At 72.7% G+C, this 25,607-nt stretch carries 24 protein-coding genes; 17 read left to right on the forward strand and 7 right to left on the reverse strand.

The genetic code is table 11. The annotated features are described in order from the left end of the window. The first annotated feature begins 13 nt into the window (after positions 1-13). Together ACIBCT_RS06275 and ACIBCT_RS06280 are read left to right on the forward strand one after the other, a co-directional pair. Positions 14-433, forward strand: coding sequence for a hypothetical protein (locus tag ACIBCT_RS06275; protein ID WP_399186322.1), 420 nt, complete (start codon positions 14-16; stop codon positions 431-433). Next, the gene (locus tag ACIBCT_RS06280) at positions 430-729 is read left to right on the forward strand and encodes a transcriptional regulator (protein ID WP_399186323.1); all 300 of its coding nucleotides are present in this window, start codon (positions 430-432) and stop codon (positions 727-729) included. Before ACIBCT_RS06275 ends, ACIBCT_RS06280 begins: the two co-directional genes overlap by 4 nt. Before the next feature lie 20 nt (positions 730-749). Here ACIBCT_RS06280 and ACIBCT_RS06285 read toward each other — a convergent pair whose 3' ends face one another. Further along, a complete protein-coding gene (locus ACIBCT_RS06285) occupies positions 750-1,112 on the reverse strand; it encodes a MerR family transcriptional regulator (RefSeq protein WP_399186324.1) in 363 nt (120 codons plus the stop codon). Between the two features lie 270 nt (positions 1,113-1,382). Between ACIBCT_RS06285 and ACIBCT_RS06290 the strand changes: the two genes are divergently transcribed. Further along, the gene (locus tag ACIBCT_RS06290) at positions 1,383-2,321 is read left to right on the forward strand and encodes an aldo/keto reductase (RefSeq protein ID WP_399186325.1); all 939 of its coding nucleotides are present in this window, start codon (positions 1,383-1,385) and stop codon (positions 2,319-2,321) included. A gap of 73 nt (positions 2,322-2,394) precedes the next feature. On the opposite strand, the gene ACIBCT_RS06295 is transcribed toward ACIBCT_RS06290, so the two are convergent. After that, on the reverse strand, positions 2,395-3,051 hold the full coding sequence (locus ACIBCT_RS06295; RefSeq protein WP_399186326.1) for a TetR family transcriptional regulator: 657 nt from the start codon (positions 3,049-3,051) through the stop codon (positions 2,395-2,397). A gap of 89 nt (positions 3,052-3,140) precedes the next feature. Between ACIBCT_RS06295 and ACIBCT_RS06300 the strand changes: the two genes are divergently transcribed. Beyond that, the gene (locus ACIBCT_RS06300) at positions 3,141-4,442 is read left to right on the forward strand and encodes a GH1 family beta-glucosidase (RefSeq protein WP_399186328.1); all 1,302 of its coding nucleotides are present in this window, start codon (positions 3,141-3,143) and stop codon (positions 4,440-4,442) included. Between the two features lie 42 nt (positions 4,443-4,484). On the opposite strand, the gene ACIBCT_RS06305 is transcribed toward ACIBCT_RS06300, so the two are convergent. Next, complete coding sequence (locus ACIBCT_RS06305) at positions 4,485-5,294, reverse strand: aldo/keto reductase (protein WP_399186664.1); 810 nt, start codon at positions 5,292-5,294, stop codon at positions 4,485-4,487. A gap of 318 nt (positions 5,295-5,612) precedes the next feature. Here ACIBCT_RS06305 and ACIBCT_RS06310 point away from each other — a divergent pair, with 318 nt between their 5' ends. From ACIBCT_RS06310 to ACIBCT_RS06340, 7 genes are all read left to right on the forward strand, one after another. Continuing rightward, positions 5,613-6,287: a GAP family protein gene (locus tag ACIBCT_RS06310; RefSeq protein ID WP_399186329.1), complete on the forward strand. Its 675-nt coding sequence runs from the start codon at positions 5,613-5,615 to the stop codon at positions 6,285-6,287. 357 nt (positions 6,288-6,644) lie between these two features. After that, on the forward strand, positions 6,645-7,337 hold the full coding sequence (erm, locus tag ACIBCT_RS06315) for an ErmE/ErmH/ErmO/ErmR family 23S rRNA (adenine(2058)-N(6))-methyltransferase (protein ID WP_399186330.1): 693 nt from the start codon (positions 6,645-6,647) through the stop codon (positions 7,335-7,337). Between the two features lie 337 nt (positions 7,338-7,674). Then, positions 7,675-9,183 (forward strand): alpha-N-arabinofuranosidase, encoded by a 1,509-nt coding sequence (locus tag ACIBCT_RS06320; protein ID WP_399186331.1) that lies wholly within the window; start codon positions 7,675-7,677, stop codon positions 9,181-9,183. A 223-nt stretch (positions 9,184-9,406) separates the two neighbouring features. Continuing rightward, the gene (locus ACIBCT_RS06325; RefSeq protein ID WP_399186332.1) at positions 9,407-10,747 is read left to right on the forward strand and encodes an extracellular solute-binding protein; all 1,341 of its coding nucleotides are present in this window, start codon (positions 9,407-9,409) and stop codon (positions 10,745-10,747) included. Then, positions 10,744-11,664, forward strand: coding sequence for a carbohydrate ABC transporter permease (locus tag ACIBCT_RS06330; protein ID WP_399186333.1), 921 nt, complete (start codon positions 10,744-10,746; stop codon positions 11,662-11,664). Before ACIBCT_RS06325 ends, ACIBCT_RS06330 begins: the two co-directional genes overlap by 4 nt. Continuing rightward, on the forward strand, positions 11,661-12,494 hold the full coding sequence (locus tag ACIBCT_RS06335; RefSeq protein ID WP_399186334.1) for a carbohydrate ABC transporter permease: 834 nt from the start codon (positions 11,661-11,663) through the stop codon (positions 12,492-12,494). The genes ACIBCT_RS06330 and ACIBCT_RS06335 overlap by 4 nt, the downstream gene beginning before the upstream one ends. 130 nt (positions 12,495-12,624) lie before the next feature. Continuing rightward, positions 12,625-13,662, forward strand: a complete 1,038-nt coding sequence (locus tag ACIBCT_RS06340; protein WP_399186335.1) for a sigma-70 family RNA polymerase sigma factor — start codon at positions 12,625-12,627, stop codon at positions 13,660-13,662. A gap of 6 nt (positions 13,663-13,668) precedes the next feature. On the opposite strand, the gene ACIBCT_RS06345 is transcribed toward ACIBCT_RS06340, so the two are convergent. The 4 genes from ACIBCT_RS06345 to ACIBCT_RS06360 all read right to left on the reverse strand — a co-directional run bounded on the left by ACIBCT_RS06345 (position 13,669) and on the right by ACIBCT_RS06360 (position 17,607). After that, positions 13,669-14,478: an alpha/beta fold hydrolase gene (locus ACIBCT_RS06345; RefSeq protein WP_399186336.1), complete on the reverse strand. Its 810-nt coding sequence runs from the start codon at positions 14,476-14,478 to the stop codon at positions 13,669-13,671. Next, on the reverse strand, positions 14,475-15,449 hold the full coding sequence (locus ACIBCT_RS06350) for an SDR family oxidoreductase (protein ID WP_344894514.1): 975 nt from the start codon (positions 15,447-15,449) through the stop codon (positions 14,475-14,477). Before ACIBCT_RS06350 ends, ACIBCT_RS06345 begins: the two co-directional genes overlap by 4 nt. A 222-nt stretch (positions 15,450-15,671) precedes the next feature. Beyond that, complete coding sequence (locus ACIBCT_RS06355) at positions 15,672-16,307, reverse strand: hypothetical protein (protein ID WP_399186337.1); 636 nt, start codon at positions 16,305-16,307, stop codon at positions 15,672-15,674. Between the two features lie 511 nt (positions 16,308-16,818). After that, positions 16,819-17,607, reverse strand: a complete 789-nt coding sequence (locus tag ACIBCT_RS06360; protein WP_399186338.1) for a response regulator transcription factor — start codon at positions 17,605-17,607, stop codon at positions 16,819-16,821. A 707-nt stretch (positions 17,608-18,314) separates the two neighbouring features. Here ACIBCT_RS06360 and hisG point away from each other — a divergent pair. The 6 genes from hisG to ACIBCT_RS06390 all read left to right on the forward strand — a co-directional run bounded on the left by hisG (position 18,315) and on the right by ACIBCT_RS06390 (position 25,604). Then, a complete protein-coding gene (gene hisG / locus ACIBCT_RS06365; RefSeq protein ID WP_399186339.1) occupies positions 18,315-19,286 on the forward strand; it encodes an ATP phosphoribosyltransferase in 972 nt (323 codons plus the stop codon). A 172-nt stretch (positions 19,287-19,458) separates the two neighbouring features. Continuing rightward, positions 19,459-20,250, forward strand: coding sequence for an HAD family hydrolase (locus tag ACIBCT_RS06370; RefSeq protein ID WP_399186340.1), 792 nt, complete (start codon positions 19,459-19,461; stop codon positions 20,248-20,250). 228 nt (positions 20,251-20,478) lie between these two features. Next, positions 20,479-21,528, forward strand: a complete 1,050-nt coding sequence (locus tag ACIBCT_RS06375; protein ID WP_399186341.1) for a BMP family protein — start codon at positions 20,479-20,481, stop codon at positions 21,526-21,528. 163 nt (positions 21,529-21,691) lie between these two features. After that, entirely contained in the window at positions 21,692-23,158 is a 1,467-nt protein-coding gene (locus ACIBCT_RS06380; protein WP_399186342.1) for an ABC transporter ATP-binding protein, read from the forward strand. Next, positions 23,155-24,288: an ABC transporter permease gene (locus tag ACIBCT_RS06385; RefSeq protein ID WP_344894493.1), complete on the forward strand. Its 1,134-nt coding sequence runs from the start codon at positions 23,155-23,157 to the stop codon at positions 24,286-24,288. Before ACIBCT_RS06380 ends, ACIBCT_RS06385 begins: the two co-directional genes overlap by 4 nt. After that, on the forward strand, positions 24,285-25,604 hold the full coding sequence (locus tag ACIBCT_RS06390; protein WP_399186343.1) for an ABC transporter permease: 1,320 nt from the start codon (positions 24,285-24,287) through the stop codon (positions 25,602-25,604). Before ACIBCT_RS06385 ends, ACIBCT_RS06390 begins: the two co-directional genes overlap by 4 nt. The last annotated feature ends 3 nt before the right edge of the window (positions 25,605-25,607 follow it).

Below are 25,607 nucleotides of genomic sequence, written 5' to 3' on the forward strand. Positions count from 1 at the left end.
GGAAGGTGGCCCCATGACACAGCACGATCACATGAGCCCGGCGGAGGCGCTGGCACGCGCCGAGGAGCTGGAGACCGTCGTGCGGAACCGCTCCAAGTGGTACGCCCGCTATCTGGCCACGTTCGGTGTCGCGACGTTCGCGTTGATGCTCGCGCTCGGATTCACCTCGGGCCCGCTCGCCCTGACGGTCTCCATGACCCTGTGGGTGGCGTTCGTCGCGGCCATATCCGTCTACGCCGTACGCCAGCCGGTGAGCCGCCGCGGGTTCGGCACCCGGCACGGCGTGATCATGGCGACGTGGGGGCTGCTGTACGCCGCCGTCCTGATGGGCGGGCTGGCCTGGTTCCGCGGCGAGCCCGTCTGGTGGATCCCGGGCGCGGTCGTGGTGTCGCTGCCCGCCTTCGTCGGCGCCTACCTGGAGGCGCGCCGGTGAGTCATCCGCGCCACCTGCTCGACGACGTCATCCACTCGCCGGTCCGGTTCGCGATCGTGGCACTGCTCGCCGCCGCCGAGAAGGCCGAGTTCGGCTACGTCCGCGACACCGTCGAGGTGACCGACTCGGCCCTGTCCCGGCAGGTCGCCACGCTGGAGAACGCCGGTTACGTCCAGGTCACCAAGGGCTACGTCGGCAAGCGCCCGCGGACCTGGCTCGCCCTCAGCAAGGAGGGCAAGGCCGCGTTCGCCGCGCACTGCGCGGCGCTGCGGGCGATCGCCGACGGCGTGCCGTAGCGCGAGCCCGCCGGAGGCGGTCAGCCGGCCACCGAGTGGTAGTACCGGATCTTGTTCCGGATCGCCACCTGCTGCTCGCGCAGGTTGTCGACCTGCTCCTCCACCCGCCGGTCGTGGGCCTCCAGCAGCGCGATCCGCTCGCGGACCGTGTGGTCGCCCGCCCTGGTCAGCTCCGCGAAACGGAGCATCTCCGCGATCGGCATGCCGGTGCCGCGCAGGCAGCGGAGCATGCCGAGCCAGCCGACGTCCTGCTGGGTGAACCTGCGCTGCCCGGCCGCGTTGCGGCCGATCGGTTCGAGCAGCCCGATCCGCTCGTAGTAGCGGAGCGTGTCGAGGCTGAAGCCGGTCTCCTCGACCACCTGTCCCGGTGTGTACACGCTCACGTCCGTGGACCCCGTCACCTGACCACCTCACCGAGAGTCGCCCCTGCCGGCCCGCCGTCGCCGGCGGATCGGCACAACCTGAAAGGTCCCGGACCGACGCGGCGGCCCGGAGCCCTGTCCCGTCCGTCCGGGAGGGTTCACGAAGACACGAACCTGCCACGACCCTACCGACGCCCCCGCGGCCGTAACAAACGCCCGGACCCCCGGGACACGGGTCCCTCAGCGGTCGCGCTTGACCTGGAGTGAACTCCAGCCTGCAGGGTGGGACCCATGACGCACATCCCCCTCGCCCTGGGCACCATCCCGTTCGGCACCGCCGTCGACGACGAGACCACGTTCGCCATCCTCGACCGGTTCGCCGAGGCCGGCGGCACCATGCTGGACACCGCGAACAACTACCCGTTCTGGATCGAGGGCGCCACCGGTGACGAGAGCGAGCTGGCCATCGGCCGCTGGCTGGCCGCCCGCGGCAACCGTGACCGGATGGTGCTGAGCACCAAGTGCGGCGCCCGGCCGACCGTCCCGGGCGACCGTACCCTGGACTTCGCCGAGGGCCTGTCCGCCAAGGCGATCGCCGCCGCCGCCGAGGGCAGCCTGCGGCGGCTCGGCACCGACCACGTCGACGTGTACTGGGCGCACGTCGAGGACCGCTCCGTCCCGCTGGAGGAGACGCTGGGCGCCTTCGGCGAGCTGGTACGGGCCGGCGCGGTGCGCGAGATCGGCGCGAGCAACGTCCCCGCCTGGCGCCTGGAGCGCGCCCGCGCCCTCTCCCGGGCCATGGACCTGCCGCCCTACACCCACGTGCAGCTCCGCCACACCTACCTGCGGCCCCGGCCCGGGGTGAGGCTCCCCGAGGGGGGCCACGTCCTGGTCCAGGACGACATGCTCGACTACCTGCGCTCGGAGCCGGACCTGACGCTGTGGGCGTACAACACGCTCATGTTCGGCGCCTACACCCGCGAGGACCGGCCGATCCAGGACGTCTACGACCACCCGGGCACCACCCGCGGGCTCGCCGTGCTGCGGGAGATCGCCGGTGAGCTGGGCGCGAGCGTCAACCAGGTGGTGCTGGCCTGGCTGATCGGCGGTGACGTCAGGACGGTCCCGATCGTCGGCGTGAGCTCCCTGGCCCAGCTGGAGGAGGCCCTGGGCGCCCTGGACCTCACCCTCGACGCCGGGCACCGCGACCGCCTGGAGTCCGTCCGCTGACGCCCTCCCCGCGACGGCCCCGCGACGGCCCCGCGACGGCGCGGGGACGGAGACGGGCACGGGCGCCCGCGTGTCACCCGGCGGGCAGGTGGACCGACAGGTAGCGCCGGACCAGGTTCTTGCACTCGTCGATCAGGTCGAGGTCGCCGTCCGGGTGGGAGCGGAAGGCGAGCTTGAGCACCGCGTCGGCGGCCTCGACCGCGACGAAGAGGGCCCGGTCCAGGCCGGGGCCGATCGGGGCGCCCATCAGCTCGACGGTGATCCCGCGGAGCCGGTCGGCCACGATGGCGTTGTTCTCCATCGCGGCGTCGAGCATCCGGTCGGTGCCCTTGACCACCGAACCGGACGGACCGGCGAGCACCTTCCCGAAGTCGACGACCGCGAAGCCCGGGGTGGACCGCTTCATCGCGACGAACTCGTCGACGGCGAGGTCGACCATCTCCGTCCAGTCGGACAGGTGCGCCTGCGCGAGCCTGGCCGTGATCCGGCCGAGGAACGCCTCCAGGTTGCGCATCGCCAGCGCCCGGACCAGCCCCTGCTTGTCCGGGAAGAACTGGTAGAAGGTCCCGATCGGCACCTCGGCGCGGCGGGCGACCTCCTTGGTGGTCATCATCTCGTAGCCGACCTCGTCGAGCAGACGCGCGCACTCGTCCAGCATGCGTTCCACCCTCTCCAGGCTGCGGCGCTGGGCAGGACGGCGGCGAAGCGTTCCCCCGGAGACGTTCGTCATCTCCCCATCATCCCTCACGGGAGGGATCGTCCCCTCACGAACGGGCGGGGGGTTACCATGATCCGGACTCAGGCGGGCTGGAGGCCGGGATGTTCCTGTGGGGTACGGCGACCGCGTCCTACCAGATCGAGGGCGCCGTCGCCGAGGACGGCCGGGGCGCCTCGATCTGGGACACCTTCTCCCACGAGCCCGGCCGGATCCGGGGCGGTGACACCGGTGACGTGGCCTGCGACCACTACCACCGCTGGCGGGAGGACGTCGCGCTGATGTCCGGCCTCGGGGTGAACTCCTACCGGTTCTCCATCGCCTGGCCGCGCGTCCAGCCCGACGGCAGGGGCGCGGTCAACCGGGCGGGGCTGGACTTCTACGACCGGCTGACCGACGCGCTCGTCGAGCGGGACATCGTCCCCGCGGCCACGCTGTTCCACTGGGACCTGCCCCAGCGGCTGGAGGACGAGGGCGGGTGGCTGAACCGCGACACCGCCCACCGCTTCGCCGAGTACGCCGCGGCCGTGGCCGACCGGCTCGCCGACCGGATCCCCATCTGGATCACCCTGAACGAGCCCTTCGTCCACATGGTCTACGGGTACGCGCTGGGTACCCACGCCCCCGGCAGGACCCTGGTCCTGGACGCGCTGCCCGCCGCCCACCACCAGCTGCTCGGGCACGGCCTGGCCGTGCGGGAGCTGCGGGCGCGCGGCGCGGAGAAGGTTCTGATCACCAACAACTGCACCCCGGTCCGTCCCGCCTCCGGCGACCCGGCCGACCTGGCCGCCGCGGACGCCTACGACACGCTGCACAACCGCCTGTTCAACGACCCGGTGCTGCTGGGCGCCTACCCCGACCTGTCCGCGTACGGGACGGACATGGACGGGGTCCGCGACGGCGACCTGGAGCTCATCTCCGCCCCGCTCGACGGCATCGGTATCAACTACTACAACCCCACCCGGATCGCCGCCCCCGTCGACGACGGTCTCCCCTTCCACGACGCGGGCGTCACCGGCCATCCCGTCACCGGCTTCGGCTGGCCCGTCGTCCCCGACGGGCTGCGCGAACTTCTCGTCGGCCTCCGGGACCGGTACGGCGACGCCCTGCCGCCCGTGTACGTCACCGAGAACGGCTGCTCCCAGCCCGACGAGCCCGGCCCGGACGGGACGGTCGACGACCGGGCCAGGATCGAGTTCCTCGACGGCCACATCGAGGCCATGCAGCGGGCGCGGGCCGAGGGGGTGGACGTGCGCGGCTACTACGTCTGGTCCCTGCTGGACAACTTCGAGTGGGCCGAGGGCTACAGCCAGCGTTTCGGGCTCGTCCACGTCGACTTCCCCACCGGGGCGCGTACCCCGAAGGCCTCCTACCACTGGCTGCGCGAGCGCATCGCGCGACCGTGACCGTGACCCCCGGGGCCTCCCGCCGCCGGTGGGGCGGCCGGCTCAGTTGAACTCGTCGGGGTCCGGGCCGATGCGGGTGCCCTTCTCCAGCCCGGCGATCCGCGTCATGTCCTCCTCGGTGAGGGAGAAGTCGGAGAGGTCGAAGTTCTCCCTGATCCTCGACGGGGTGACCGACTTGGGGATCACGACGTTCCCCAGGTCCAGGTGCCAGCGCAGCACGACCTGGGCGGGGGTCTTGCCGTACCGGCCGGCGATGTCGGTGATCACCGGGTCGTCCAGCACGTCCCCCTGCGCCAGCGGGCTCCACGCCTCGGTGACGATCCCGTGCTGGTCGTGGAACGCGCGCAGCTCGGCCTGCTGCAGGGCGGGGTGGAGCTCGATCTGGTTGACCGCGGGGACGAGGCCGGTCTCGTCGATGACGCGCGTCAGGTGGGCCGGCTGGAAGTTGGACACCCCGACGGCGCGGATCCGGCCGTCGGCGTGGAGCTTCTCCAGCGCCCTCCAGGTGTCCAGGTACCGGTCCCTGGCCGGGGTGGGCCAGTGGATGAGGTAGAGGTCGAGCCGGTCCAGGCCCAGCCGCTGCATGCTCGCGTCGAAGGCGGCCAGGGTGGAGTCGTAGCCCTGGTCGTCGTTCCACAGCTTGGTGGTGACGAACACCTCGTCACGGGGCAGGCCGGCGGAGGCCAGCGCCTCGCCCACCTCCCGCTCGTTGCCGTACACCTTGGCGGTGTCGATGCTGCGGTACCCCGTCTCCAGGGCGGTGCTCACCGCCTTCGCGGTCTCGGCCGGGGGGATCTGGAACACGCCGAAACCGAGCCGGGGCATGGACACCCCGTTGTTCAAAGTGATCATCATCTCTGGTTCTCTCCTCATCGGTCGCGAACGACCCGGGGCCGCCGGTGCGCGGCCGCCGTGGACGGGCGTGCCGTCGGCCGGCGCCCGTCATCGGGCCACGTGACCACGGCGGACGCCGGAACAGGTCCATACCCGCCCTCGCGCCGGTACGCCTCGGCGGGCCGTAGTCCCAAAGGTGTACGGCCACCTCGACGTCACGCAGGAGGTCACGCGCGGGTCCGGGGCGGAGGATCGAAGGGACGGTGGGCGAGATCCTGCCGATCCCTGCCGATCCCTGCCGATCCCTGCCCCCGTCCCCACCGCCGAAGGACCACGTTGACCATCACCCTGATGCTCACCCTCGCCGCGCTGGCCCTCCTGGACAGCATGAGCTTCGGGACCCTGGGCGTCCCCGTGTACCTGCTGATCTCCTCGGACCGGTCGCCGGCGGGCCGCCTGGTGGTCTACCTGACCACGGTCGCGCTGTTCTACTTCGGGGTCGGCGTGGCCCTGATGCTCGGGCTGGCCGCCGCCCTCGACACCTTCGACGAGGCCCTGAGCAGCCGTCCCGCCTACTGGGTGCAGCTCGTCATCGGCGTGGGACTGTTCGCGCTCAGCTTCCGGTTCGACTCCAAGCGGCAGAGGGACCGCCCGGACCGCTGGGAGTCCCGCCTGGGCGGCCCGGGGGCGATGGTCCTGCTCGGGCTGACCGCCGCCCTGCTGGAGGTCGCGACGATGCTGCCCTATCTCGGCGCGATCGGCTTCATGACCTCCGCGCAACTGCCCGCCGCGCAGTGGGTGCCGCTGCTGGCGGGCTACGTGATCGTCATGATCCTGCCCGCGCTCGTGCTGTTCGCCCTCTGGTCGGTCGCCCGGCGGCGGCTGGAGCCCGCGCTGCGGCGGCTGCGCGACTGGATGCGCAGGCACTCGGCCTCCACGATCGGCTGGACCCTGGGCATCGTCGGGTTCTTCGTCGCCCGGGACGCCGCGGCCCACCTGTTCCTCCTCTGACCTGCGAGGACCCGCACGGAAAACCGGTTGCGCAGTGGCGAGACGAGTCGTATCGTCTATCGCCATGTGCCTGTATTACGCCGTCATGACCTACGGCTATGTGATCCGTCCCCGCGGTGACCGGCCCCTGGCCCGCTAGGGACGCGTCACCCCTTCTCCGTTCCGCCACGCGTCCCCGATGCGCGCCCCGGGCCTTCCGAGACCTCTCACCTCGGACCCGAAAGGGCGAAAGCCGTGGCGCACTTCTCCGCGCACCGAAACCGTTCATCATCTCAGGGAAAGGGGGAAAGCGACCGTGGCCGGGCCAGGCGCGTCCTGTCACAGAACTTCCTCGTCGATCCGCACGCCGTACGCCTGATGGCCGAGACCGCGGGCTCGCACGAGCTGCTCCTGGAGCCGGGGGCCGGCCGGGGAGCCCTCACCCTCGCGCTGGCCGGCACCTGCGCCAGGGTGGTGGCGTACGAGATCGACCCGGAGCACGCGGACAGGCTCGCCGCGCGCGCCCGCGGTCACGACCGGATCGAGGTGGTCAGGGCCGACTTCCTGACCGCGCGGGCCCCGCGCGAGCCGTTCGCGGTCGCCGGGAACATCCCGTACTCGATCACCTCGGCGATCGTCGGCTGGTGCCTGCGCGCCCCCGCGCTCACCTCGGCGACCCTGCTCACCCAGCGCGAGTACGCGCGCAAGCGCTCCGGCGACTTCGGCCGCTGGAGCAGGCTGACCGTGCTGACCTGGCCGGGCCACTCCTGGGAGCTGGCCGGTCGCGTCGGCCGGGCGAGCTTCCGCCCGGTGCCCGCCGTCGACTCGGCGATCCTGCGGATCACGGCCCGGCCGGTCCCGCTGCTGCCGTCCGGGCGGCACGACGCCTGGCGGGCGTTCGTCGAGGAGGGCTTCACCGGGCGGGGCGGCTCGCTGCACGCCTCGCTGCGCGGGCGGTACCCGTCCCGCAGGGTCGACGCGGCCTTCGCGCGGGCGGGGGTGGACCGTGACACGGTGGTGGCGTTCGTCCATCCCGACCGGTGGCTGACGCTCTTCGAGCTGATCTGCTGAGTCCCCGGGCCGCGGGAGCGGCCGGGGCGGGGATCGCCCCGTCCCGGCCACTCCCGCACCCTCGCTTCAAAACGATTTTATTCCGGCGGAAGGCGGGGCTCACCCCCGGTGAGCTGGGAGATCGCCGACGGCACCGGCCTCCAGAGGCGATGACGGACGAATCCTGACATGCGTCACTCTTGACTCACCGTTACCGGAGCGTTGACACTCGCTCAAAGCCGTCGCCGACCTTTCGTTGTGTTAACGCTAACAACCCGCGACCTCCGCTCTCCGCCGACCCGTGAACCGGACGGTTCCGCACCGCCCGGCCCGCACCCCCGCACATGAGGAGATCTTCGTGCCGTCCGCGTACCTCACCATCGATCCCGCGTTCAGGGTGGCCCCCGTCAGCCGGCGCACGTTCGGGACGTTCGTCGAGCACCTCGGCCGCTGCGTCTACACCGGCGTCTACGAGCCGGACCACCCCACCGCCGACGAGGACGGCCTCCGGCGCGACGTCCTGGAGCTCACCCGCGAGCTGGGCGTCACCACGGCCCGCTACCCCGGCGGGAACTTCGTGTCCGGCTACCGCTGGGAGGACGGCGTCGGCCCGCGCGAGCGCCGCCCCCGCCGGATCGACCCGGCCTGGCACAGCACCGAAACCAACGCGTTCGGCCTGGACGAGTTCGTCGCCTGGGCCCGCAAGGCCGGGGTCGAGCCGATGATGGCCGTCAACCTCGGCACCCGGGGCGTCGCCGAGGCGATGGACCTGCTGGAGTACTGCAACCTCCCCTCCGGCACCCACCTGTCGGACCTGCGGGTCGCCAACGGAGCCAAGGAGCCGCACGGCATCCGGATGTGGTGCCTGGGCAACGAGATGGACGGCCCCTGGCAGATCGGCCACAAGAACGCCCGCGAGTACGGGCGGCTGGCCGCCGCGACCGGCCGGGCGATGCGGATGATCGACCCGGACGTGGAGCTCGTCGCCTGCGGCAGCTCCGGCTCCTCCATGCCGACCTTCGGCGCCTGGGAGGCGGCCGTGCTGGAGGAGACCTACGACGTGGTCGACTTCATCTCCTGCCACGCCTACTACGAGGAGCACGACGGCGACCTGGCGAGCTTCCTGGCCTCGGCGACGGACATGGACCGCTTCGTCGACGCGGTGACGGCGACGGCCGACAGCGTGGGGGCCAGGCTCAAGAGCGCCAAGAGGATCGACATCTCCTTCGACGAGTGGAACGTCTGGTACCTGTCCCGCTTCCAGAACGCCGAGCCGCCCCGGGACTGGCCGGTCGCCCCGCCGCTGCTGGAGGACCACTACCACCTGGCCGACGCGGTGACCGTCGGCGGCCTGCTCATCTCGCTGCTGCGGCACAGCGACCGGGTGACCTCCGCGTGCCTGGCCCAGCTGGTCAACGTGATCGCGCCGATCATGACCGAGCCGGGCGGCAGGGCCTGGCGGCAGACCACCTTCCACCCCTTCGCCCTGACCTCCCGGTACGCGGCCGGCCACGTGCTGCGGGTCCCGTTCGACTCCCCCTCGCACGAGACCGCCCGGTTCGGCGAGGTGACCGCGCTCGACGCCGTCGCCACCCACGACGAGGAGACCGGCGACACCACGCTGTTCGCCGTCAACCGCTCGACCGACCGGCCGCTCACCCTCACGGCCGACCTGCGCGCCCTCGGCCCGGTGCACCTCGCCGAGGCCACGGTGCTGGCCGGCCCCGACCCCTACGCCCGCAACACCGCCGACGCCCCCGGCACGGTGGTCCCCCGCGCCAACCCCGACGCCCGCCTCGGCGACGGGAAGCTGGAGATCACCCTGCCGCCCGTCTCGTGGAACGCGGTCCGCCTCACCCGCCCGTAAGTCCGCCCCGGCGCGCCGTCACTTCCCACCGGCCGCCGGCACACCCGCACAGGAACAGATCCCGTCCCGGCGCGCCGTCACTTCCCACCGGCCGCCGGCACACCCGCACAGAAGCAGATCCGTCCCGGCGCGCCGTCACCTCCCCGGCCGCCGACGCACGCGGAAACACCTCCGTCCGGCCGCGCCGTCGGGAAGGCGCGGCCCCGTCCCCCTGGAGACAGCAATGGACGACATTCCACCGACCCCCTCACCCATCAGCCGGAGAAACCTGCTGGGCGGCGCGCTCGCCCTCGGCCTCCTCGGCTCCGGCTGCTCCATCCCGGTGGACCTGGGCTCCTCGCGGACCCGGGTCAAGTACTGGCACTTCCTCGGCGCGAGCGACGGGGTGATCATGAACGGCATGGTCGGCGCGTTCGCCGAGGAGAACCCCGACCTGTTCGTCGAGGAGAACGTGCTGCAGTGGGGCGAGCCCTACTACACCAAGGTCGCGATGGCGGGCTCGGGAGGCCGCTCCCCCGACGTCGCCACCTTCCACCTCGCCCGGCTGCCCGGCATCGGCCCCGGCCAGATCCTCGACCCGATCAACCTCGACCTGCTCGCCGAGAACGGCCTGCGCGCCGAGGACTTCAGCCCGCCCATCTGGGAACGCGCCCACATCGACGGCGTGCTGTACGCGGTGCCGTTCGACGCCCACCCCATGGTCCAGTACTACAACACCGACATCTGCGGCAAGGCCGGGCTGCTCGGCGGCGACGGGAAACTGCTCCCCACCAAGGGCACCGACGAGCTGCTGACGGCACTGCGCAAGGCCAAGGACGCGCTCGGCGGCAAGCCCCCGCTGGTCTTCGACGCGCTCGGCCTGGGCACCGTGGGCCCCTGGCGCGTCTGGTGGTCGCTGTACCCGCAGAGCGGCGGCACCCTGCTGTCACAGGACGGCACGCAGGTCACCATCGACGACGCCAAGGCGCTGGAGGCGCTGGCCTTCATGCGCACGCTCGGCGAGGAGGGCCTGTGTGACACCACCCTCGACTACGCCGCGTCGGTCGCCGCCTTCCAGAGCGGCACCGCGGCCTTCCTGTGGAACGGCGACTGGGAGACCACCACCTTCAAGCTGGCGAAGATGCCGTTCAGCATGGCGCGCTTCCCGTCGGTGCTGGGCGGTCACTCGGCGCAGGCCGACTGCCACGTCTTCGTGGTGCCCCACCAGCGCGACCGCGACCCCGAGGTCGAACGGGCGACCTACCGGTTCATCGCCTCCCTGGTGAAGAGCAGCGCCGACTGGGCGGTCGCCGGTCACGTCCCGGCGTACCTGCCGGCGCTGGAGAAACCCGAGTACCTCGCCCTGAACCCGCAGTCGGAGTACCGCTCGGTCATCACCGACGTGGCGCTCGACCCGCAGGTCTGGTTCGCCGGGTCGGCCTCCCGGTTGTGGATCGAGTTCGGCGGGGCGTTCTCCACGGTGATCAGCGGAGCGCGCACGCCCGAGCAGGGCCTGGCCGTGGCCAAGGACGCCTTGCGCCGCCTGATGGCCGCCCCGAACCCCTTCCCCGAGGAGCCCCGATGACGACCACCGTCACCGCTCCCGCCACCGCCGCGCCGGTCGCGGCGGCCCGGGCGGGTCACCGCTGGACCCAGCACGGGCTGCTGTTCGTCGCGCCCTTCCTGATCATCTATCTGGCCTTCCTGGTCTGGCCGCTGATACAGGGCCTGCGGATGAGCCTGACCAGCGTCAACGTCGCCGGGTCCAACGACCGGTTCGTCGGGTTCGCCAACTACGCCGAGGCGTTCGGCGACCCCCGGATGTGGAACGCGCTGTGGAACACGCTGCGCTTCACCGTGCTGAGCACGATCCCGCTGGTCGTGCTGGGGCTGGCCCTGGCCCTGCTGGTGCACAACCTGCGCTTCATGCGGTGGCTGTGGCGGTTGTCGTTCTTCGCCCCGTTCCTGCTGCCCTCGGCGGTGGTGTCGCTGCTGTGGATGCACATGATCTACCAGCCGAGCTTCGGCCTGCTGAACAACGCCCTCGGCACCGACGTGCTGTGGCTCGGCGACCCGGGCATGGCGATGTGGTCGGTCGTGCTGACCACCGTGTGGTGGACGGTCGGCTTCAACTTCCTGCTCTACCTGGCCGCGCTGCAGAGCATCCCCGAGCATCTGTACGAGGCCGCCTCCATCGACGGCGCCTCGGCCTGGGACAAGCTGCGCTCGATCACGCTGCCGATGCTCCGCCGCACCACCGGCCTCATCGTGGTGCTGCAGCTGCTGGCCTCGCTCAAGGTCTTCGACCAGATCTACCTGATGACCGGCGGCGGCCCGGACGACTCCACCCGCCCGATCATCGAGTACGCCTACGACATGGGCTTCACCGGCTACCGCATCGGCTACGCCTCGGCCGTGTCCTACATCCTCTTCGTCCTGATCGTGATCGTCTCCCTGGTGCAGCTCCGGCTGTTCCGCAAGCGCGAGGAGTCCCGCCGATGACCAGACGCCTCAGCCCGGGACAGCTCGTCCTGCTGGTGATCACCGCACTGCTCGCCCTGCTCTGGCTCGTCCCCGTCGCCTGGGCGGTCGCCACCTCCCTCAAGCCCGAGGCCGACACCACCGCGATCCCGCTGCGCTGGTTCGGCGAGGAGGTGACCCTGGACGCCTACGCCCTGGTCCTGGGCACCGGCGGCATCGTGAAGTGGGCGATCAACTCCACCGTCATCGCGGTCGCCGTGACGTTCATGACCGTGCTGTTCTCGGCGATGGCCGCGTACGGCTTCGCGCGGATCCCGTTCCGGGGGCAGCGGGTGCTGCTCGCGGCGATCCTCGCGGGGATCATGGTGCCCCCGCAGGTGCTGATCGCCCCGCTGTTCGCCGAGATGGTGGCGCTCGGCCTGGTCGACACCTGGTGGGGCGTCATCCTGCCGCAGGTCGCGGCGCCGGTCATCGTCTACATCCTCTACAAGTTCTTCCAGGGGGTGCCGCCGGAGCTGGAGCAGGCCGCGTTCGTCGACGGGGCGGGGCGCTGGCGGGTGTTCTTCACGATCGTGCTCCCGCTCTCCCGCCCGGTGCTCGCCGCGGTGTCGATCTTCACGTTCATCACCACCTGGAACAACTTCCTGTGGCCGTTCCTGGTCTCCACCGACCCGAACACGATGACCCTGCCGGTGGGGCTGGCCAACGTGGTGCAGGGCACCTTCGGCGTCCGGTACGCGCAGATCATGGCCTCGGTGGTCCTGGCCGGCCTGCCACTGCTCGTGATCTTCGTTCTCTTCCAGCGCCAGATCGTCCGCGGCGTCGCCCACACCGGCCTGGCCGGTGAGTGACGGGCGCCTGACGACCGCCCGTCCCCCGCGAGGTCTCCCGCGGGACGGGTGACCGTCCCCGCCGCGGGGTCCCGCGACGTGCGGGCCCCGCGGCGGCGGCCGTCCGCGCTCGCGTAGGGTTCTCCCCGAGATGAGCGAGATCGGGACGACCGGCGGGACCGACGCCGCACGGCTGCTGGAGGCGGCGAGGGCGGGTGACCCCGACGCCTTCGGGCGCCTGGTCGACCCGTTCCGCGCCGAGCTGCAGGCGCACTGCTACCGGATGCTCGGGGCGGTGCACGACGCCGAGGACGCGCTCCAGGAGACGCTGGTACGCGCCTGGCGGAGCCTGGGGCGGTTCGAGGACCGCGGCTCGATCCGGCCGTGGCTGTACCGGATCGCGACCAACCGCTGCCTGACGCTGATCGAGCAGCGGGGCCGCCGCGAGCTGCCCGCCGACCTCGGCCCCGGCTCCGCGCCGCTCGCCGAGATCGCATGGATCGAGCCCTACCCCGACGCGCGGCTGGGCCCGGAGGCCCGCTACCTGGAGCGCGAGGCGGTGGAGCTGGCCTTCGTCGCCGCGCTCCAGCACCTGCCGGGCCGCCAGCGGGCCGTGCTGGTCCTGCGGGAGGTCCTCGGGTTCTCCGCGCGCGAGGTGGCGGACCTGCTGGAGAGCACGGTCGCGTCGGTCAACAGCGCGATGCAGCGCGCCCGCGCGTTCCTGGACTCCCGGCTCCCCGCCACCGGCCAGCAGGAGACCCTGCGGTCGCTGGGCGAGGAGAGGGTCAGGCGGCTGGCCGAGGACTACGCCGGCGCGTGGGAGGCCGGTGACGTCGACGCCATCGTGGCCATGCTGACCGACGACGCCAGGTACGCGATGCCGCCGCTGGCCGAATGGTACGCGGGACACGAGGCCGTCAGGGCCTTCCTGCTGGAGGGGCCGCTGGCCAGGCGGTGGCGCTTCCTGCCGGCGCATTCCAACGGGCAGATCGCGTTCGGCACCTACATGTGGGACGAGGACAGGGCCGCCTACGTCGCCGGCGGGCTCGACGTGCTCACCCTGCGCGGCACGAAGGTCGCCGAGGTCGTCGCGTTCCTGGACCCGGAGGTCTTCCCGCTGTTCGGGCTTCCCGCCGAGGTCGCCGACCCGCCCGGCGGCCCCCGGGACATCCGGCCGTCCCGGCCGTAGGTCGTCTCAGCCGAGGGCGGGGGCGGCCCGGATGATCCGGGCCACCTCGGCGGGCGCGCTGTAGTTGAGGGTGTGCCCGGCTCCGGGCACCTCGGTCAGCTCTCCCCGGGGGAGCAGGGCGGCGACCCTCCGCGACCACTCCCGTGGCGCGATGAGGTCCCGCTCCCCGCGCACCACCATGGCGGGGACGTGCACGTGGCCCAGCTTGTCCTCGATCGGGTCGGCCAGGGCGGCGTCCAGCGTGGCGAAGTAGCGGCGCGGGCCGCAGACGAGGTAGTCGCGGCCCAGCACCGGCACCAGGCCGGGCCGTTCGAACGCCGTGTTCCCCGCCAGCCGCGCCGCCTGCCGCCACGCGGAGCGCGCGCCGGCGTCCATGGTGGGGCCGATGAGGGTCACCGGCCCCAGCAGCTCGGGGGCGTGCACCGCCATGTCGACGACGACCTGGCAGCCGACCGAGTTGGCCACCAGCGGCGTGCCACCGCGCCCGGTGGCACGCAGCCATCCGGCCAGCACCCGCGACAGGCCGCGGATGTCCAGCGGCTCGCGCGGGCCGGGCGTACGGCCGAATCCGGGCAGGTCGACGGCGACCGCCCGCGACTCCGGTGCCAGGCACCGGGCCAGGGGCAGGAAGTAGCGGTGCGAGCAGCCGAGACCGTGCACGAGCACCATCTCCGGCGCGGAGGCGGGCCCCAGCACGGCGGCGTGCACCGGGACGCCCGCCACGGCGGTGACCTCGTGCTCCTGCCAGCCGGTCGCCCGCCGTCGGGACGGCCGCCGGCCGGCCGGTGACCGGCCGGCCGGCTGCTCGCCCGTCACCTCGTCGTCAGCAGACGCCGCGCGCCCACGGCCGCTCCGGCCAGGGTCGCCGCCACGGCGATCCGGCGTACCGCGGTCTTGCGCCCGCCGTGCCAGCCCCCGGTCACCGCTCCCGGCCCCGGGATCGGCTCGTGCAGGTTGCCGTGCGTGTCGGCGGCGCGCTTCCTGCGCGACAGGTGGGTACGGTCGACCTGGGTGGCCATCGCCCGCTCGGTGCGGCCGGGGGCCTTCTTGGCCTGCCGCACCATGGCGCGCCCGGCCGGGCCGACGACGACCTCCCTGCGCGGGGACCGCACCACCTTGACGATCGCCTTCGCGACCCGCTGCGGCGTGTACACCGGCGGCATCGCCACCGGCTTGCGCCCGGTGTAGTTGGCCGCGTGCTCGAACAGCGGAGTGTCGATGGTCGCGGGCATCACCGTGCACACGTCGATCTTCTTGGCGCCCTCCAGCGCCAGTTCCTGCCGCAGGCTGGCCCCCAGGGCGCGGACCGCGAACTTCGACATCGTGTACGCGTGCGTGTAGGGCTGGGCCACCACGCCGACGATCGACGCCACGTTCACCAGCACCCCGGCGCCCTGTGCCCGCAGGTAGGGCAGGGCCGCCCTGGCGCCGTGCACGTACCCCATCACGTTGACGTCCATCACCCGGCGGAAGTCCTCCAGCGGCACGTCGCTGAACGGCCCGAAGACGGTCACCGCGGCGCAGTTCACCCAGACGTCGATGCGCCCGAACCGCTCGGCCGCCAGCCGCGCCAGTTCCCGTACGGCCTGCTCGTCGGTCACGTCGGTCGGCACCACCAGGGCCCGCCCGCCGGTGGCCTCGCACTCCTCGGCGACCTCCTTGAGCACGCCCTCGCGCCGTGCGGCCAGCACCACCGAGGCCCCCTCGGCCGCGAACGCCAGGGCGGTCGCCCGCCCGATACCGCTCGACGCGCCGGTGACGACGACGACCTTGTCCTTCACCTTCATCCGACGACTCCCCGAACTAGAGATTCACGGGCCGCTACCGGCCCGTTCTCCCCCTCCCCGGTAGACCTCCGCCGAAACAACACCCCCCGCGCGTCGTCCCCGGCCGCGGCAGGACCCGGGGCGAAGAACGACGGAGCCCGCCTCCCCGGGGAGGCGGGCTCCGCGACGTTCACGGCTCCCACGGGCTCCGGACGGGGCGGGCCCGCGGGTGGCGCGGGGCGCTCAGGTCTGCGGCGACTCCTTGCCCAGGCCCTTGAACCTGTTCTCGATGAAGTCCCCCCACGTCGCGTCCAGCATCGTCAGCTCGCCGTCGACCATCTTCCACTGCCGGGCCTTGTGCGGCGGGTAGGCGAACAGCACCGACGACAGGCGCCGGTAGCCGGGGGGCATGGGCTTGGTGTGCACGCGGTGCGTCGACGGCCGGAAGCGCTCATCGGACGCGCTCCAGAGCATCCGGCCGATGTTGCACAGGACCACGTCGGTCCCGGCGATGACCGGCTCGACCCAGGTGCCGTCGTGCAGGACGTACTGCAGGCCCTGGTCGGACGGGGGGAGCTGGAGACCGAGCATCTGGATGCCCGAGTGCTCGTGCGCCAGCACCTGGCGGTCGCCCACGTCCCTGTAGTTGATCACCCGCAGGTTGGTCGCGTCACGCGAGAGGTCCAGCTCCGGCGTCCCGGGCGGCATCATGCCGCGGACGACCTCGCCGAAGAGCGAGATCAGCCTGAACGCGACGTCGAACACCTCGGTGGCGGCGGCCCCGAACCTCGGGAAGGCGCGCAGGACGTCCGCGGCCCCGGGCGGCTGATCCGAGATCATCGCCCCGCTGACGTGAATGAACTCCTTGGGGTCGGCCACGCCGTTGGCCAGGCGGGGAATCTCCGAATGGTACGGAAAGAATCCGTGCGTCCCACCTGCGGACAACTGCGGAACGGATTCGTACCGATAATCGGACAGGCTCGGTTCGGTCGACGCGCAGGCCGACGCGAATTCGTTCATCATGCCTGCGACGCGTTCACCGATACCGGGGACCTCTGCGGCCATGAAGCCCCAACCGGTCAACTGCGCGCCGATGTCCTCGGCGGCGGAGTTCATGTCCGCCTCGAGTTCGTTCAGTCTTATGGAGGGAACGCGGCCACTGAGTTCCATCGGGGGGACGTCCAATGTCGCTCCTTTTGTCGTCGGCCATCCTTGTTCGAGGCTAGCCCTTTCACCGGAGCAGTCAAGGAGTCGCGGATCGATTTCGGAGAAAACATTTCCCGGCATGGAACGGAATTAACTCCGGATGATAATGACCGCGCGCGGCGGGCCGGAACCGGGCACGGCGCGCCGTCGCCGGTGCCTCCTCCGGGTCCTCGGGGACGGTTCCTCACCGCGCGAGCCCGCTCCCCAGCCGCTCCGCGGCCAGGGCCACCTCCGTCCGGTTGGAGCAGCCGAACTTCACCAGCAGGTTCGAGACGTGACGCTTGACGCCGTGGATGGATATCCCCATGGCGCGGGCGATCTGGTGATTGCTCATCCCCTCCAGCAGGAGGGCCAGCACGGCGCGCTCGCGCTCGGTCAACCTCCCGATCGGGCGCGTTCCCGGACCGGGCGCACCGCGCTCGCCGCCGTTCACCGGACCGCGCGTCCCCCCGGCAGGAACGGCCGGGACGGGCGGGCCGGGCACGGCGGACGGGCGGGAAAGGCCGGGCACCGCGGACGCGCCGGACGGATCGGGCCTGGTGGGAGGGCCGATCGGGTCACCGCGGAGCACCCGCTCGAAGGTGGCGGACAGCCCCGCGACGCTGATCTCTCCGGGCGTCAGGTAGCCGTCGGCGAGGGACGGGACGGGCCGGACCCGCTCCTGTCGCAGGACGGCCAGCATCGTCGGGCGCCTTCCGGCGGGGCTCGCGGCCAGGATCTCCGGCAGCGCGTCCAGGGGTGCCACCGCCACGTCGAAACGCCGTTCCGCGAGCAGCGCCCGGGCCTCCGCCGCGTTCCGCCCGACCGCGGCCTCGGCCACGGCCGGCACCTTCATGAGCAGTAGCGGGAGCCCGTGATAGGAGACGTCGTCCTCGGCGAGCCAGAGGACACAGAGCCCGGAGCGGCGCGGGCCGCCCTTTCCGGCCCGTCGGCGGGAAGGGGTGCCCGGAAAGGGATCTCCGGCCTCCGTCACGCTGGCATCCATCGCACGGCCCTTTCTCCTGGATCCGCGAAGAACGCATTCCACGCCGGGCCGGAAAGAACGGTCCCGGCATTGTCAGGGCATGGGGAGCGCGCCGGGCCGTACGGCAGGGCTCCGTGCGCCGACGGCGCGCGACGGCCGCACGCCTTCATATTTCCGGCCCTTGCGGGAACCTCGCCGGCCCCTGGCCGGTGGACGATATACGACTCCGGTTACGGCCCCTCATAAACAATACGGATTAGCGTGGATATATATTTCTTTACCGTTCAAGCACGTTATCCAACGGCCTGGGGTCCGTCAACCGGCCGGATCACGGCCCCCTATGGCCGCGGCCCGCTTTTCCGGCGCGGGCATATCGGCGAGCTCGGCGGACGATCGTTTCCGGCGCCGCGGCCGGGTGCCGTCGCGGGTCGTGACGTGAACCATCGGCCACCTCCATGGTTCACTTGCCGCCGCCCTCGCGCCGCGGGGACGCTTACCGGGGCGCAGACCGGATCACGGTGACGGGCGGTCCGCGGTCACGGACGACCTCGCCGGGACCCGGTACGACGAGGGCGGCCCGGCGTGCGGCACCACGGGGTGCCGCGGGGCCGCCACGGGGTCGCCACGGGGCTTCGGAACCTCACGGCCGGGACCCGGGCGGCCTCCCCGAACCCCCGTCACCGGTACGACCGTCGCCGCACGCCTGGGAGGACTGCATGGTTTCGCTCGCGCTGCCCAAGGGATCCCCGCTGGAGCGGCGGACCCTGGACCTCTTCGCGGCGGCCGGCCTCGACGTGCGCAGAGCCTCCGACCGCAGCTACCGGGCGGGCATCGACTACGACGGCCGGATCCAGGTCGCCTTCTACCGGCCGCGCGAGATACCGCTGGTCGTCGAGAGCGGGGCCTTCGACTTCGGCCTGACCGGCACCGAGTGGATCGAGGAGACCGGCGCCAAGGTCGAGCCCGTGAGGGCGTTCACCGCCTGCACGGGGACGGACCGGCCCTGGCGGGTGGTGCTCGCCGTCCCGACCGGCCATCCGGCCGGGAACGCCCGCGAGCTGCCGCCCGGGGTGCGCGTCGCCACCGAGTACCCGAACATCGGCCGCCGGTTCTTCCGGAGCCTGGGACTGCCCGCCGAGATCGTCCACTCCTACGGCGCCACCGAGGCCAAGATCCCCGAACTCGCCGACGCCGTCATCGACGTCACCGGGGGCGACTCCGCGCTCCGGCACAACGACCTGAGGATCATCGACACCCTCAGGACGTGCGCGCCGCATCTCGTCGCGGGCCCGAACGCCTGGCGCGACACGGACAAGCGCGTCACGATCCAGAAGGTCGCGCGGCTGCTGGACTCCGTCCACGCGGGGGCGGCACGCGTGCTGCTGACGGCGCGCGTCCCGGCGCGCGACCTGCCGCGCGTGGCGTCGGCGATGCCGGGCCCCTCCTGGCGGGCGGGCACCGGCCTGACCGGTGACGACGCCGGCGCGGGGGGCCGGGAGGGCGAGGGGGACCTGGTCGTCGTCCAGGCACTGGTGCCCCGGCGGCACCTGGCCGAGACCGTCGACGCGGTCCTGGCGGCCGGGGCCCTCGACGTCATGGAGTCGCGGGTCGGCAGGGTGGCGACGTCCGGGCGGGACGACCCGCGGGGCGGATCACCCGGCCCCGGGGACCCTCGTGTGATCACATGACGGCACGGGGGCCGGGGCGACCCGCGTCACGCCCCCGTCCGGTCACGACCAGACGAACGGAGACGCGCATGACGCGCCCGTACCACCACGCCCCGGGGCGGCCGGGGGTCGCCTCCCCGCCGGCCGCTCCCCGTCGCGCGCGTCGCGCCGGCCACGAAGGAGACGGCACGCCGTGAGACGCCGGATGATCGTGTGCGACCTCGACGGGACGCTGCTGGACTCCGCCGGCCTGGTGTCGGAGCGCACCCGCGTGGCGGTGCACCGCGTGCAGCGGGACGGGCACGTGTTCGTCGTCGCGACGGCACGGCCGGTGCGCGACACCCGGCACGTGGCCGTGGCGCTCGGCGGCACGCCCGTCGCGGTCTGCGGGAACGGCTCCATCACCTTCGACTTCGTCCGGGACGAGGTGGTCGACTACCACCCGCTGGCCGAGGAGCACGTCGCCGAGGCGCTGAAGGTCCTGCGCGACCGGTTCCCCGGGGTCCGCCTGGGCGCGGAGTGCCGGCTGGAGCTGGTGCTGGAGGACTCCTTCGGCCTGCCCGAACCCCTGTCGCGGAGCGCGCGGCGGGTGCCCCGCCTGGAGGACGGGCTCGACCGGCACAACGTCGGCAAGCTCATGGTGCAGCTGGAGGGGAACGCCCGCCACTACCACGACAGCGTGCGCCACCTGCTGACCGGATGCGAGGTCACCATCTCGGCGGACGTGTTCTGCGAGGTGATGCGCGCCGGCGTCACCAAGGCGGCCGCCCTGGAGGCGATGGCCGGGCGGCTCGGGTTCGGCACCGTCGACGTGATCGCGTTCGGCGACATGCCGAACGACCTTCCCATGCTGACCTGGGCGGGAACGGCGGTGGCCGTCGCGAACGCCCACCCGGCGGTGCTCGCCTCGGCCGACGAGGTGACGGCGTCCAACGACGAGGACGGGGTCGCCAGGTGGCTGGAGCGGCTGACCGGCCGCGGATGACCGGGCCACGGATGATCGAGCCACGGGCGAACGGCCGCGGATGACCGGGCCACGGGTGAACGGGCCGGCCCCCGGCATCCGGCGGCACTTGTCTGATGAGTATTGACGCTTGTCTGACCGGTGTCCATCATGGGTTCACCGGAGCCGAGGCCCCACCGGCCGCACCCGGCTCACGGAGGTGGACCCCGGGCCGTGCCAGGCGCGGGCGCTCGATCCGAGAGGTGCGCCATGCCCCGACCACTCGCCGTCCGGCTCCTCGTCACCTGCCTGGTGATCTGCTCACTCGCGGCCTGCTCGACCGCGGGGAACGGCAGCGCCGCGAACCCGCCCTCCGGCGGGGACGGCGCCGCCACCTCGGCCGTCACGGTCGGGGTCGCCTACAGCCGGGGCGGCCGTGGCGACAAGTCCTTCAACGACTCGGTCGGCGCCGGGCTGGACCGGGCCAAGGCCGAACTCGGCGTGAAGGTCAAGGAACTCAGCCCCAACGCGGCCGGGTCGGACCTGGAGGAGGTCCTGCGCCTGCTGGCCGAGACGGGCCACAACCCCGTCCTGGCCGTCGGCTTCTTCTACGCCCAGCCCCTGACGAAGGTCGCGCCGGCCTTCCCCCGCACCCAGTTCGTCATCATCGACGACGCGTCGGTGAAGCTGCCCAACGTCACCAACGTGGCCTTCAGGGAGGAGGAGGCGAGCTACCTGGTCGGAGCGGCCGCGGCCCTGAAGTCGGCCACCGGGCGGATCGGCTTCGTCGGGGGCGTGCAGACCCCGCCCCAGGAGAGCTTCATCGCCGGGTACGCGGCCGGCGCCAGGAAGATCAATCCCAAGATCGACATCTCCAGCGTCTTCATCAGCCAGCCGCCCGACTTCAGCGGGTTCTCCTCGCCGGACAAGGCCCAGGAGGCGGCCCGCGGCATGTACGACGGCGGCGCCGACATCGTCTACCACGCCGCGGGCGCCTCCGGGCTCGGCGTCTTCCAGGCGGCCAAGGCGGCGGGCAAGCAGGCCATCGGGGTCGACGTGGACCAGCGCGCGACCGTGGACCCCGCGCTGGCCGACGTGATCCTCACCAGCGCCACCAAGGAGCTCGACGTCGCGGTGCTGCGCACCATCCAGGAGGCCGCGGCGGGCAAGCCGGTCTACGGGGTGCGCGAGTTCGGGCTCAAGGAGAAGGGGGTGTCCTACGCCACCAGCGGCGGCGGCCTCAGCGACGTCCGGCCGCGCCTGGAGGAGCTGCGCGAGCAGATCGTCGCGGGCGAGATCGACGTACCCGCCACCCTCTGACCGATCCACCCGCGCCGGTGGCCCGGTCGCCGGCGCGATCCCCGGAGGCGCGTTGTCCCCCCACACCCCATCCCCCCGCACCCCGCCCCCTCGCCCGCCGTCCGAACCCGGAAGGTCCCCGCTCGTCGAACTCCGCCACATCAGCAAGCGCTACCCGGGCGTCGTGGCCAACCGCAACATGAACCTGGTCGTCCGTCCCGGTCAGGTCCACGCCGTGGTGGGCGAGAACGGGGCCGGCAAGTCCACGCTGATGAGGATCCTCTACGGAGAGGAGCAGCCCGACGGAGGCGAGCTGCTCCTCTCCGGCGAGCCGGTCCGGCTGCGCTCGCCCGCCGACGCCATCGCGGCCGGCATCGGCATGGTCCACCAGCACTTCATGCTCGCCGAGAACCTCACCGTCCTGGAGAACGTGATCCTGGGGGCCGAGACCTCGCGGTGGGGCCTGCTGGACCGGCGCTCCGGCAGGCGGGCCCTGGAGGAGGTGAGCGAGCGCTACGGCCTCGACGTCGATCCCGACGTCACCGTCGAGCACCTGGGGGTGGGGCAGCGGCAGCGCGTCGAGATCCTCAAGGTCCTCTACCGGGGCGCGCGCGTCCTGATCCTCGACGAGCCCACCGCGGTGCTCGTGCCCGACGAGGTGCGGGCCCTGTTCGACAGCCTGGCCGGGCTGCGCGCGCGGGGACTGGCCGTCATCTTCATCTCCCACAAGCTCGACGAGGTGCTCGCCGTATCCGACCACGTCACGGTCATCCGGGCCGGCACCTCGGTGGGGGACTTCGCGACCTCGGAGGCCGACCCGCGCCGCCTGTCCCGGCTCATCATCGGGGGCGAGCTGCCCGCGCCCGCGACGCGCGACCGTACCGGGGGCGGGCCGGTGGCCCTGCGCTCGCGCGGCCTGCGGGCCGGTCCCGTCGTCGAGGCGAACCTGGAGGTGGCCCGCGGGGAGATCCTGGGCGTCGCCGGGGTCCAGGGCAACGGGCAGTCCGAGCTCATCGACGCGATCACGGGGGTACGGGAGATCTCCGCGGGCTCGCTGCACCTCGCGGAGCGGGACGTCACCCGGCTGGACACGCGGCAGCGGCGGCGGCTGGGGCTGGCGTGCATCCCGGAGGACCGCCACCGCCAGGCGCTGGCGCTGCCCGCCACGCTGTGGGAGAACGTCATGCTCGGCAGCGAGGACCTGCGCCGCCGCGGCCGGTGGCGGGTCGACCGGAAGGCGGCCAGGGACCTCACCCGCGAGCTCATCGCCCGGCTCGACATCAAGGCGCCCTCGGTAGACGTGCCGGCCGCCGCGCTGTCCGGGGGCAACCAGCAGAAGCTGGTCGTCGGCAGGGAGCTCAGCGGCCGGCCCGCGGTGCTGCTGGCCGCCCATCCCACCCGCGGCGTGGACGTCGGCGCCCAGGCCGTCATTTGGGAGCTGCTGCGCGACGCCAGGGACGACGGCCTGGCGATCCTGCTGGTCAGCGCCGACCTCGACGAGGTGCTCGGCCTGTGCGACCGCGTACAGGTCATGCTGCGCGGACGGCTGAGCGCCGCCGTGCCCGCCGCCGAGCTGACCCCGCAGCGGCTCGGCCGGCTGATGACCGGGACCGAGCCGGAGCCGGCCGGTCCGGTGGCGGGGGCCCGGTGAGGCCGGCCTGGGCGACGGGCCGGGGGGCGCTGAGCACGCTCGCCGCGCCGGCGCTGGCCCTGCTGATCGCGCTCACGGTCTCCACCGCGCTGCTGCTCACGGTGGGCGCCTCGCCGGGGGCGACGTACCTGACGATGCTGGAGTTCGGGGTCCGGCCGGACTCGCTGGTCTCCGCGGTCAACCGGTCGACCATCTACTTCTTCGCCGGTCTGGCCGTGGCGCTCACCTTCCGCATGAACCTCTTCAACATCGGGGTGGAGGGCCAGTGCCGGATCGCGGCGCTGCTCGCCGCGGCGGCCGGCGCGAGCCTCGACCTGCCCGCGCCGCTGCACCTGGCCGTCATCTGCCTGGTGGCCGTGCTCACCGGCGCGGTGTGGGCGGGCATCGCCGCCCTGCTGAAGGTGTGGCGCGGGGTCTCGGAGGTGCTGTCCACGCTCCTGCTGAACTACGTCGCCACCGCCGTCATCGCCTACCTGCTGGCCGAGGTGTTCGCGGCCGACAGCGTCACCGGATCGACCCGCGAGCTGCCCCCGTCGGCGCGGCTGCCCGTGCTCGACGGGCTGCTGGCCTCGTTCGGGCTGTCGCTCCCGGCGGGCGCGCACCTGGGCGGGGCCGTGCTGGGCGCGGTGGTGTTCGGGGCGGCGGTGCACTGGACGCTCACCCGCACGCTGTACGGCCACGACCTGAGGATCAGCGGGCTGAACCCGGCTGCGGCCCGCGCCCACGGCATCGACCCGCGCCGCATGATCATCGTCACGATGCTCGTCTCCGGCGGACTCGCCGGGCTGGCCGGGCTGCCGGACCTGCTGGGCAACACCTACCGCTACGGCCTGGACTTCCCCTCGGGCGCGGGCTACACCGGCATCGCCGTGGCCCTGCTCGGCCGCAACACCCCCGTCGGCATCGCGCTGTCGGCCCTGCTCTTCGGCTTCCTGGAGCGATCCGCACTGATCCTGGACATCCAGGGCATCCCCAAGGAGATCGTCACGATCATGCAGGGCGTCATCGTGATCAGCGTCGTGGTCGCCTACGAGGTGGTGCGCCGCGTGGAGCGCAGGCGCACCGCCCGGCTGGTACGTGAGGAGACCGCCCGGACCGTCGCCTCCGAGCCGGTGGGACAGGCCTCGTGAGCGCGACGACATCCCAGACCGCGCGGAGCCCCCAGGGCTCGTGGGGCTCGCGGGCCTGGTGGAGCTCGCGCAGCCCCCGGAGTTCGCGGACCCCTCGGCCGTGGTGGCGCCGGGGGTGGGTGCTCGCCGTGGTCGCCGTCCTGGTCGCGGCGTCGGCGGTGCGGGTCCTCACCGGGACCGACGCCCTCACCGGGTCCGGCGTCGTGAACGCCGCGCTCCGCCTGGCGGTCCCCATCGGCCTCGCCGGTCTGAGCGGCCTGTGGAGCGAGCGCGCGGGCGTCGCCAACCTCGGCATCGAGGGCATGATGATCATCGGGACCGTGTGCGGGGCCTGGGCCGGGTACACCCACGGCGTCTGGGCCGGGGTGCTGGCCGGTGCGCTGGGCGGCGTCGCCGCGGGCCTGCTGCACGCCGTGGCCACCGTGACGTTCGGGGTGGACCAGGCGGTCTGCGGCATCGCCATCAACATCCTGGCGCTGGGGGTCGCGCGCTTCCTGTCGGTCATCGCCTTCAGCGGCCTGCCCGGGGCAGGGGCCACCCAGTCGCCGCCGGTCAGGGGGGTGATCGACACCGTCAGCGTGCCGTTCCTGGCGGGCGGCGCCGGCACGCCGGACCTGCTCGGCGACCTGGAACGGACCCGGTGGTTCCTGGTGTCCGACGCCGCGGGCATCCTGCGCGGGCTCCTGCACGAGGTCTCCTGGCTCACCGTGCTCGCCGTCGCGCTGGTGCTGGGCAGCGTCGTGGTGCTCTGGTACACCGCCTTCGGGCTGCGCCTGCGCTCGGCCGGCGAGCATCCCGCCGCGGCGGACTCGCTCGGGGTCCCGGTCCACCGGATGCGGTACTGCGGGGTGCTGGTGTCCGGGGCGCTGGCCGGGCTCGCCGGGTCCTACCTGGTCACCGTCTCCTCCAACGTCTACCGGGAGGGCCAGACCGGCGGCCGGGGCTTCATCGGGCTCGCGGCCATGATCTTCGGCAACTGGCGGCCGGGCGGAACGGCCGGCGGAGCCCTGCTGTTCGGGTACGCCGACGCCCTGCAGCTGCGCCAGGCGACCGCCGTGCACGTGCTGCTGCTGCTCGCCGCCGTGCTGGCGTGGACGGCGGCCCTCGTCGTGCTGCGCCGGCGCCCGCGGACGGCCGCGGCCCTGGCCCTGGCCGGGGTGGCCGCCTTCGCGGTCTTCCGGACCACCGACGCGATCCCCACCCAGCTCATCTACGCCACGCCGTACCTGGTCACCCTGCTGGTGCTGGTCACGGTCGCCCAACGACTGCGGATGCCGACCTACGCCGGCCTCCCCTACCGGCGAGGAGAGACCTGAGCG

Source organism: Streptosporangium sp. NPDC050855, assembly GCF_044456585.1.
Taxonomy (GTDB): domain Bacteria; phylum Actinomycetota; class Actinomycetes; order Streptosporangiales; family Streptosporangiaceae; genus Streptosporangium; species Streptosporangium longisporum.

Bases quoted from the DNA above. Each gene is read 5' to 3' on its own strand.
- ACIBCT_RS06325 (WP_399186332.1), top strand. From the start codon at position 9,407: ATGGACGACATTCCACCGACCCCCTCACCCATCAGCCGGAGAAACCTG.
- ACIBCT_RS06340 (WP_399186335.1), top strand. From the start codon at position 12,625: ATGAGCGAGATCGGGACGACCGGCGGGACCGACGCCGCACGGCTGCTG.
- ACIBCT_RS06275 (WP_399186322.1), top strand. From the start codon at position 14: ATGACACAGCACGATCACATGAGCCCGGCGGAGGCGCTGGCACGCGCC.
- hisG (WP_399186339.1), top strand. From the start codon at position 18,315: ATGGTTTCGCTCGCGCTGCCCAAGGGATCCCCGCTGGAGCGGCGGACC.
- ACIBCT_RS06375 (WP_399186341.1), top strand. From the start codon at position 20,479: ATGCCCCGACCACTCGCCGTCCGGCTCCTCGTCACCTGCCTGGTGATC.
- ACIBCT_RS06295 (WP_399186326.1), bottom strand. From the start codon at position 3,051: ATGACGAACGTCTCCGGGGGAACGCTTCGCCGCCGTCCTGCCCAGCGC.
- ACIBCT_RS06300 (WP_399186328.1), top strand. From the start codon at position 3,141: ATGTTCCTGTGGGGTACGGCGACCGCGTCCTACCAGATCGAGGGCGCC.
- ACIBCT_RS06290 (WP_399186325.1), top strand. From the start codon at position 1,383: ATGACGCACATCCCCCTCGCCCTGGGCACCATCCCGTTCGGCACCGCC.
- ACIBCT_RS06305 (WP_399186664.1), bottom strand. From the start codon at position 5,294: ATGATCACTTTGAACAACGGGGTGTCCATGCCCCGGCTCGGTTTCGGC.
- ACIBCT_RS06330 (WP_399186333.1), top strand. From the start codon at position 10,744: ATGACGACCACCGTCACCGCTCCCGCCACCGCCGCGCCGGTCGCGGCG.
- erm (WP_399186330.1), top strand. From the start codon at position 6,645: ATGGCCGAGACCGCGGGCTCGCACGAGCTGCTCCTGGAGCCGGGGGCC.
- ACIBCT_RS06335 (WP_399186334.1), top strand. From the start codon at position 11,661: ATGACCAGACGCCTCAGCCCGGGACAGCTCGTCCTGCTGGTGATCACC.
- ACIBCT_RS06350 (WP_344894514.1), bottom strand. From the start codon at position 15,449: ATGAAGGTGAAGGACAAGGTCGTCGTCGTCACCGGCGCGTCGAGCGGT.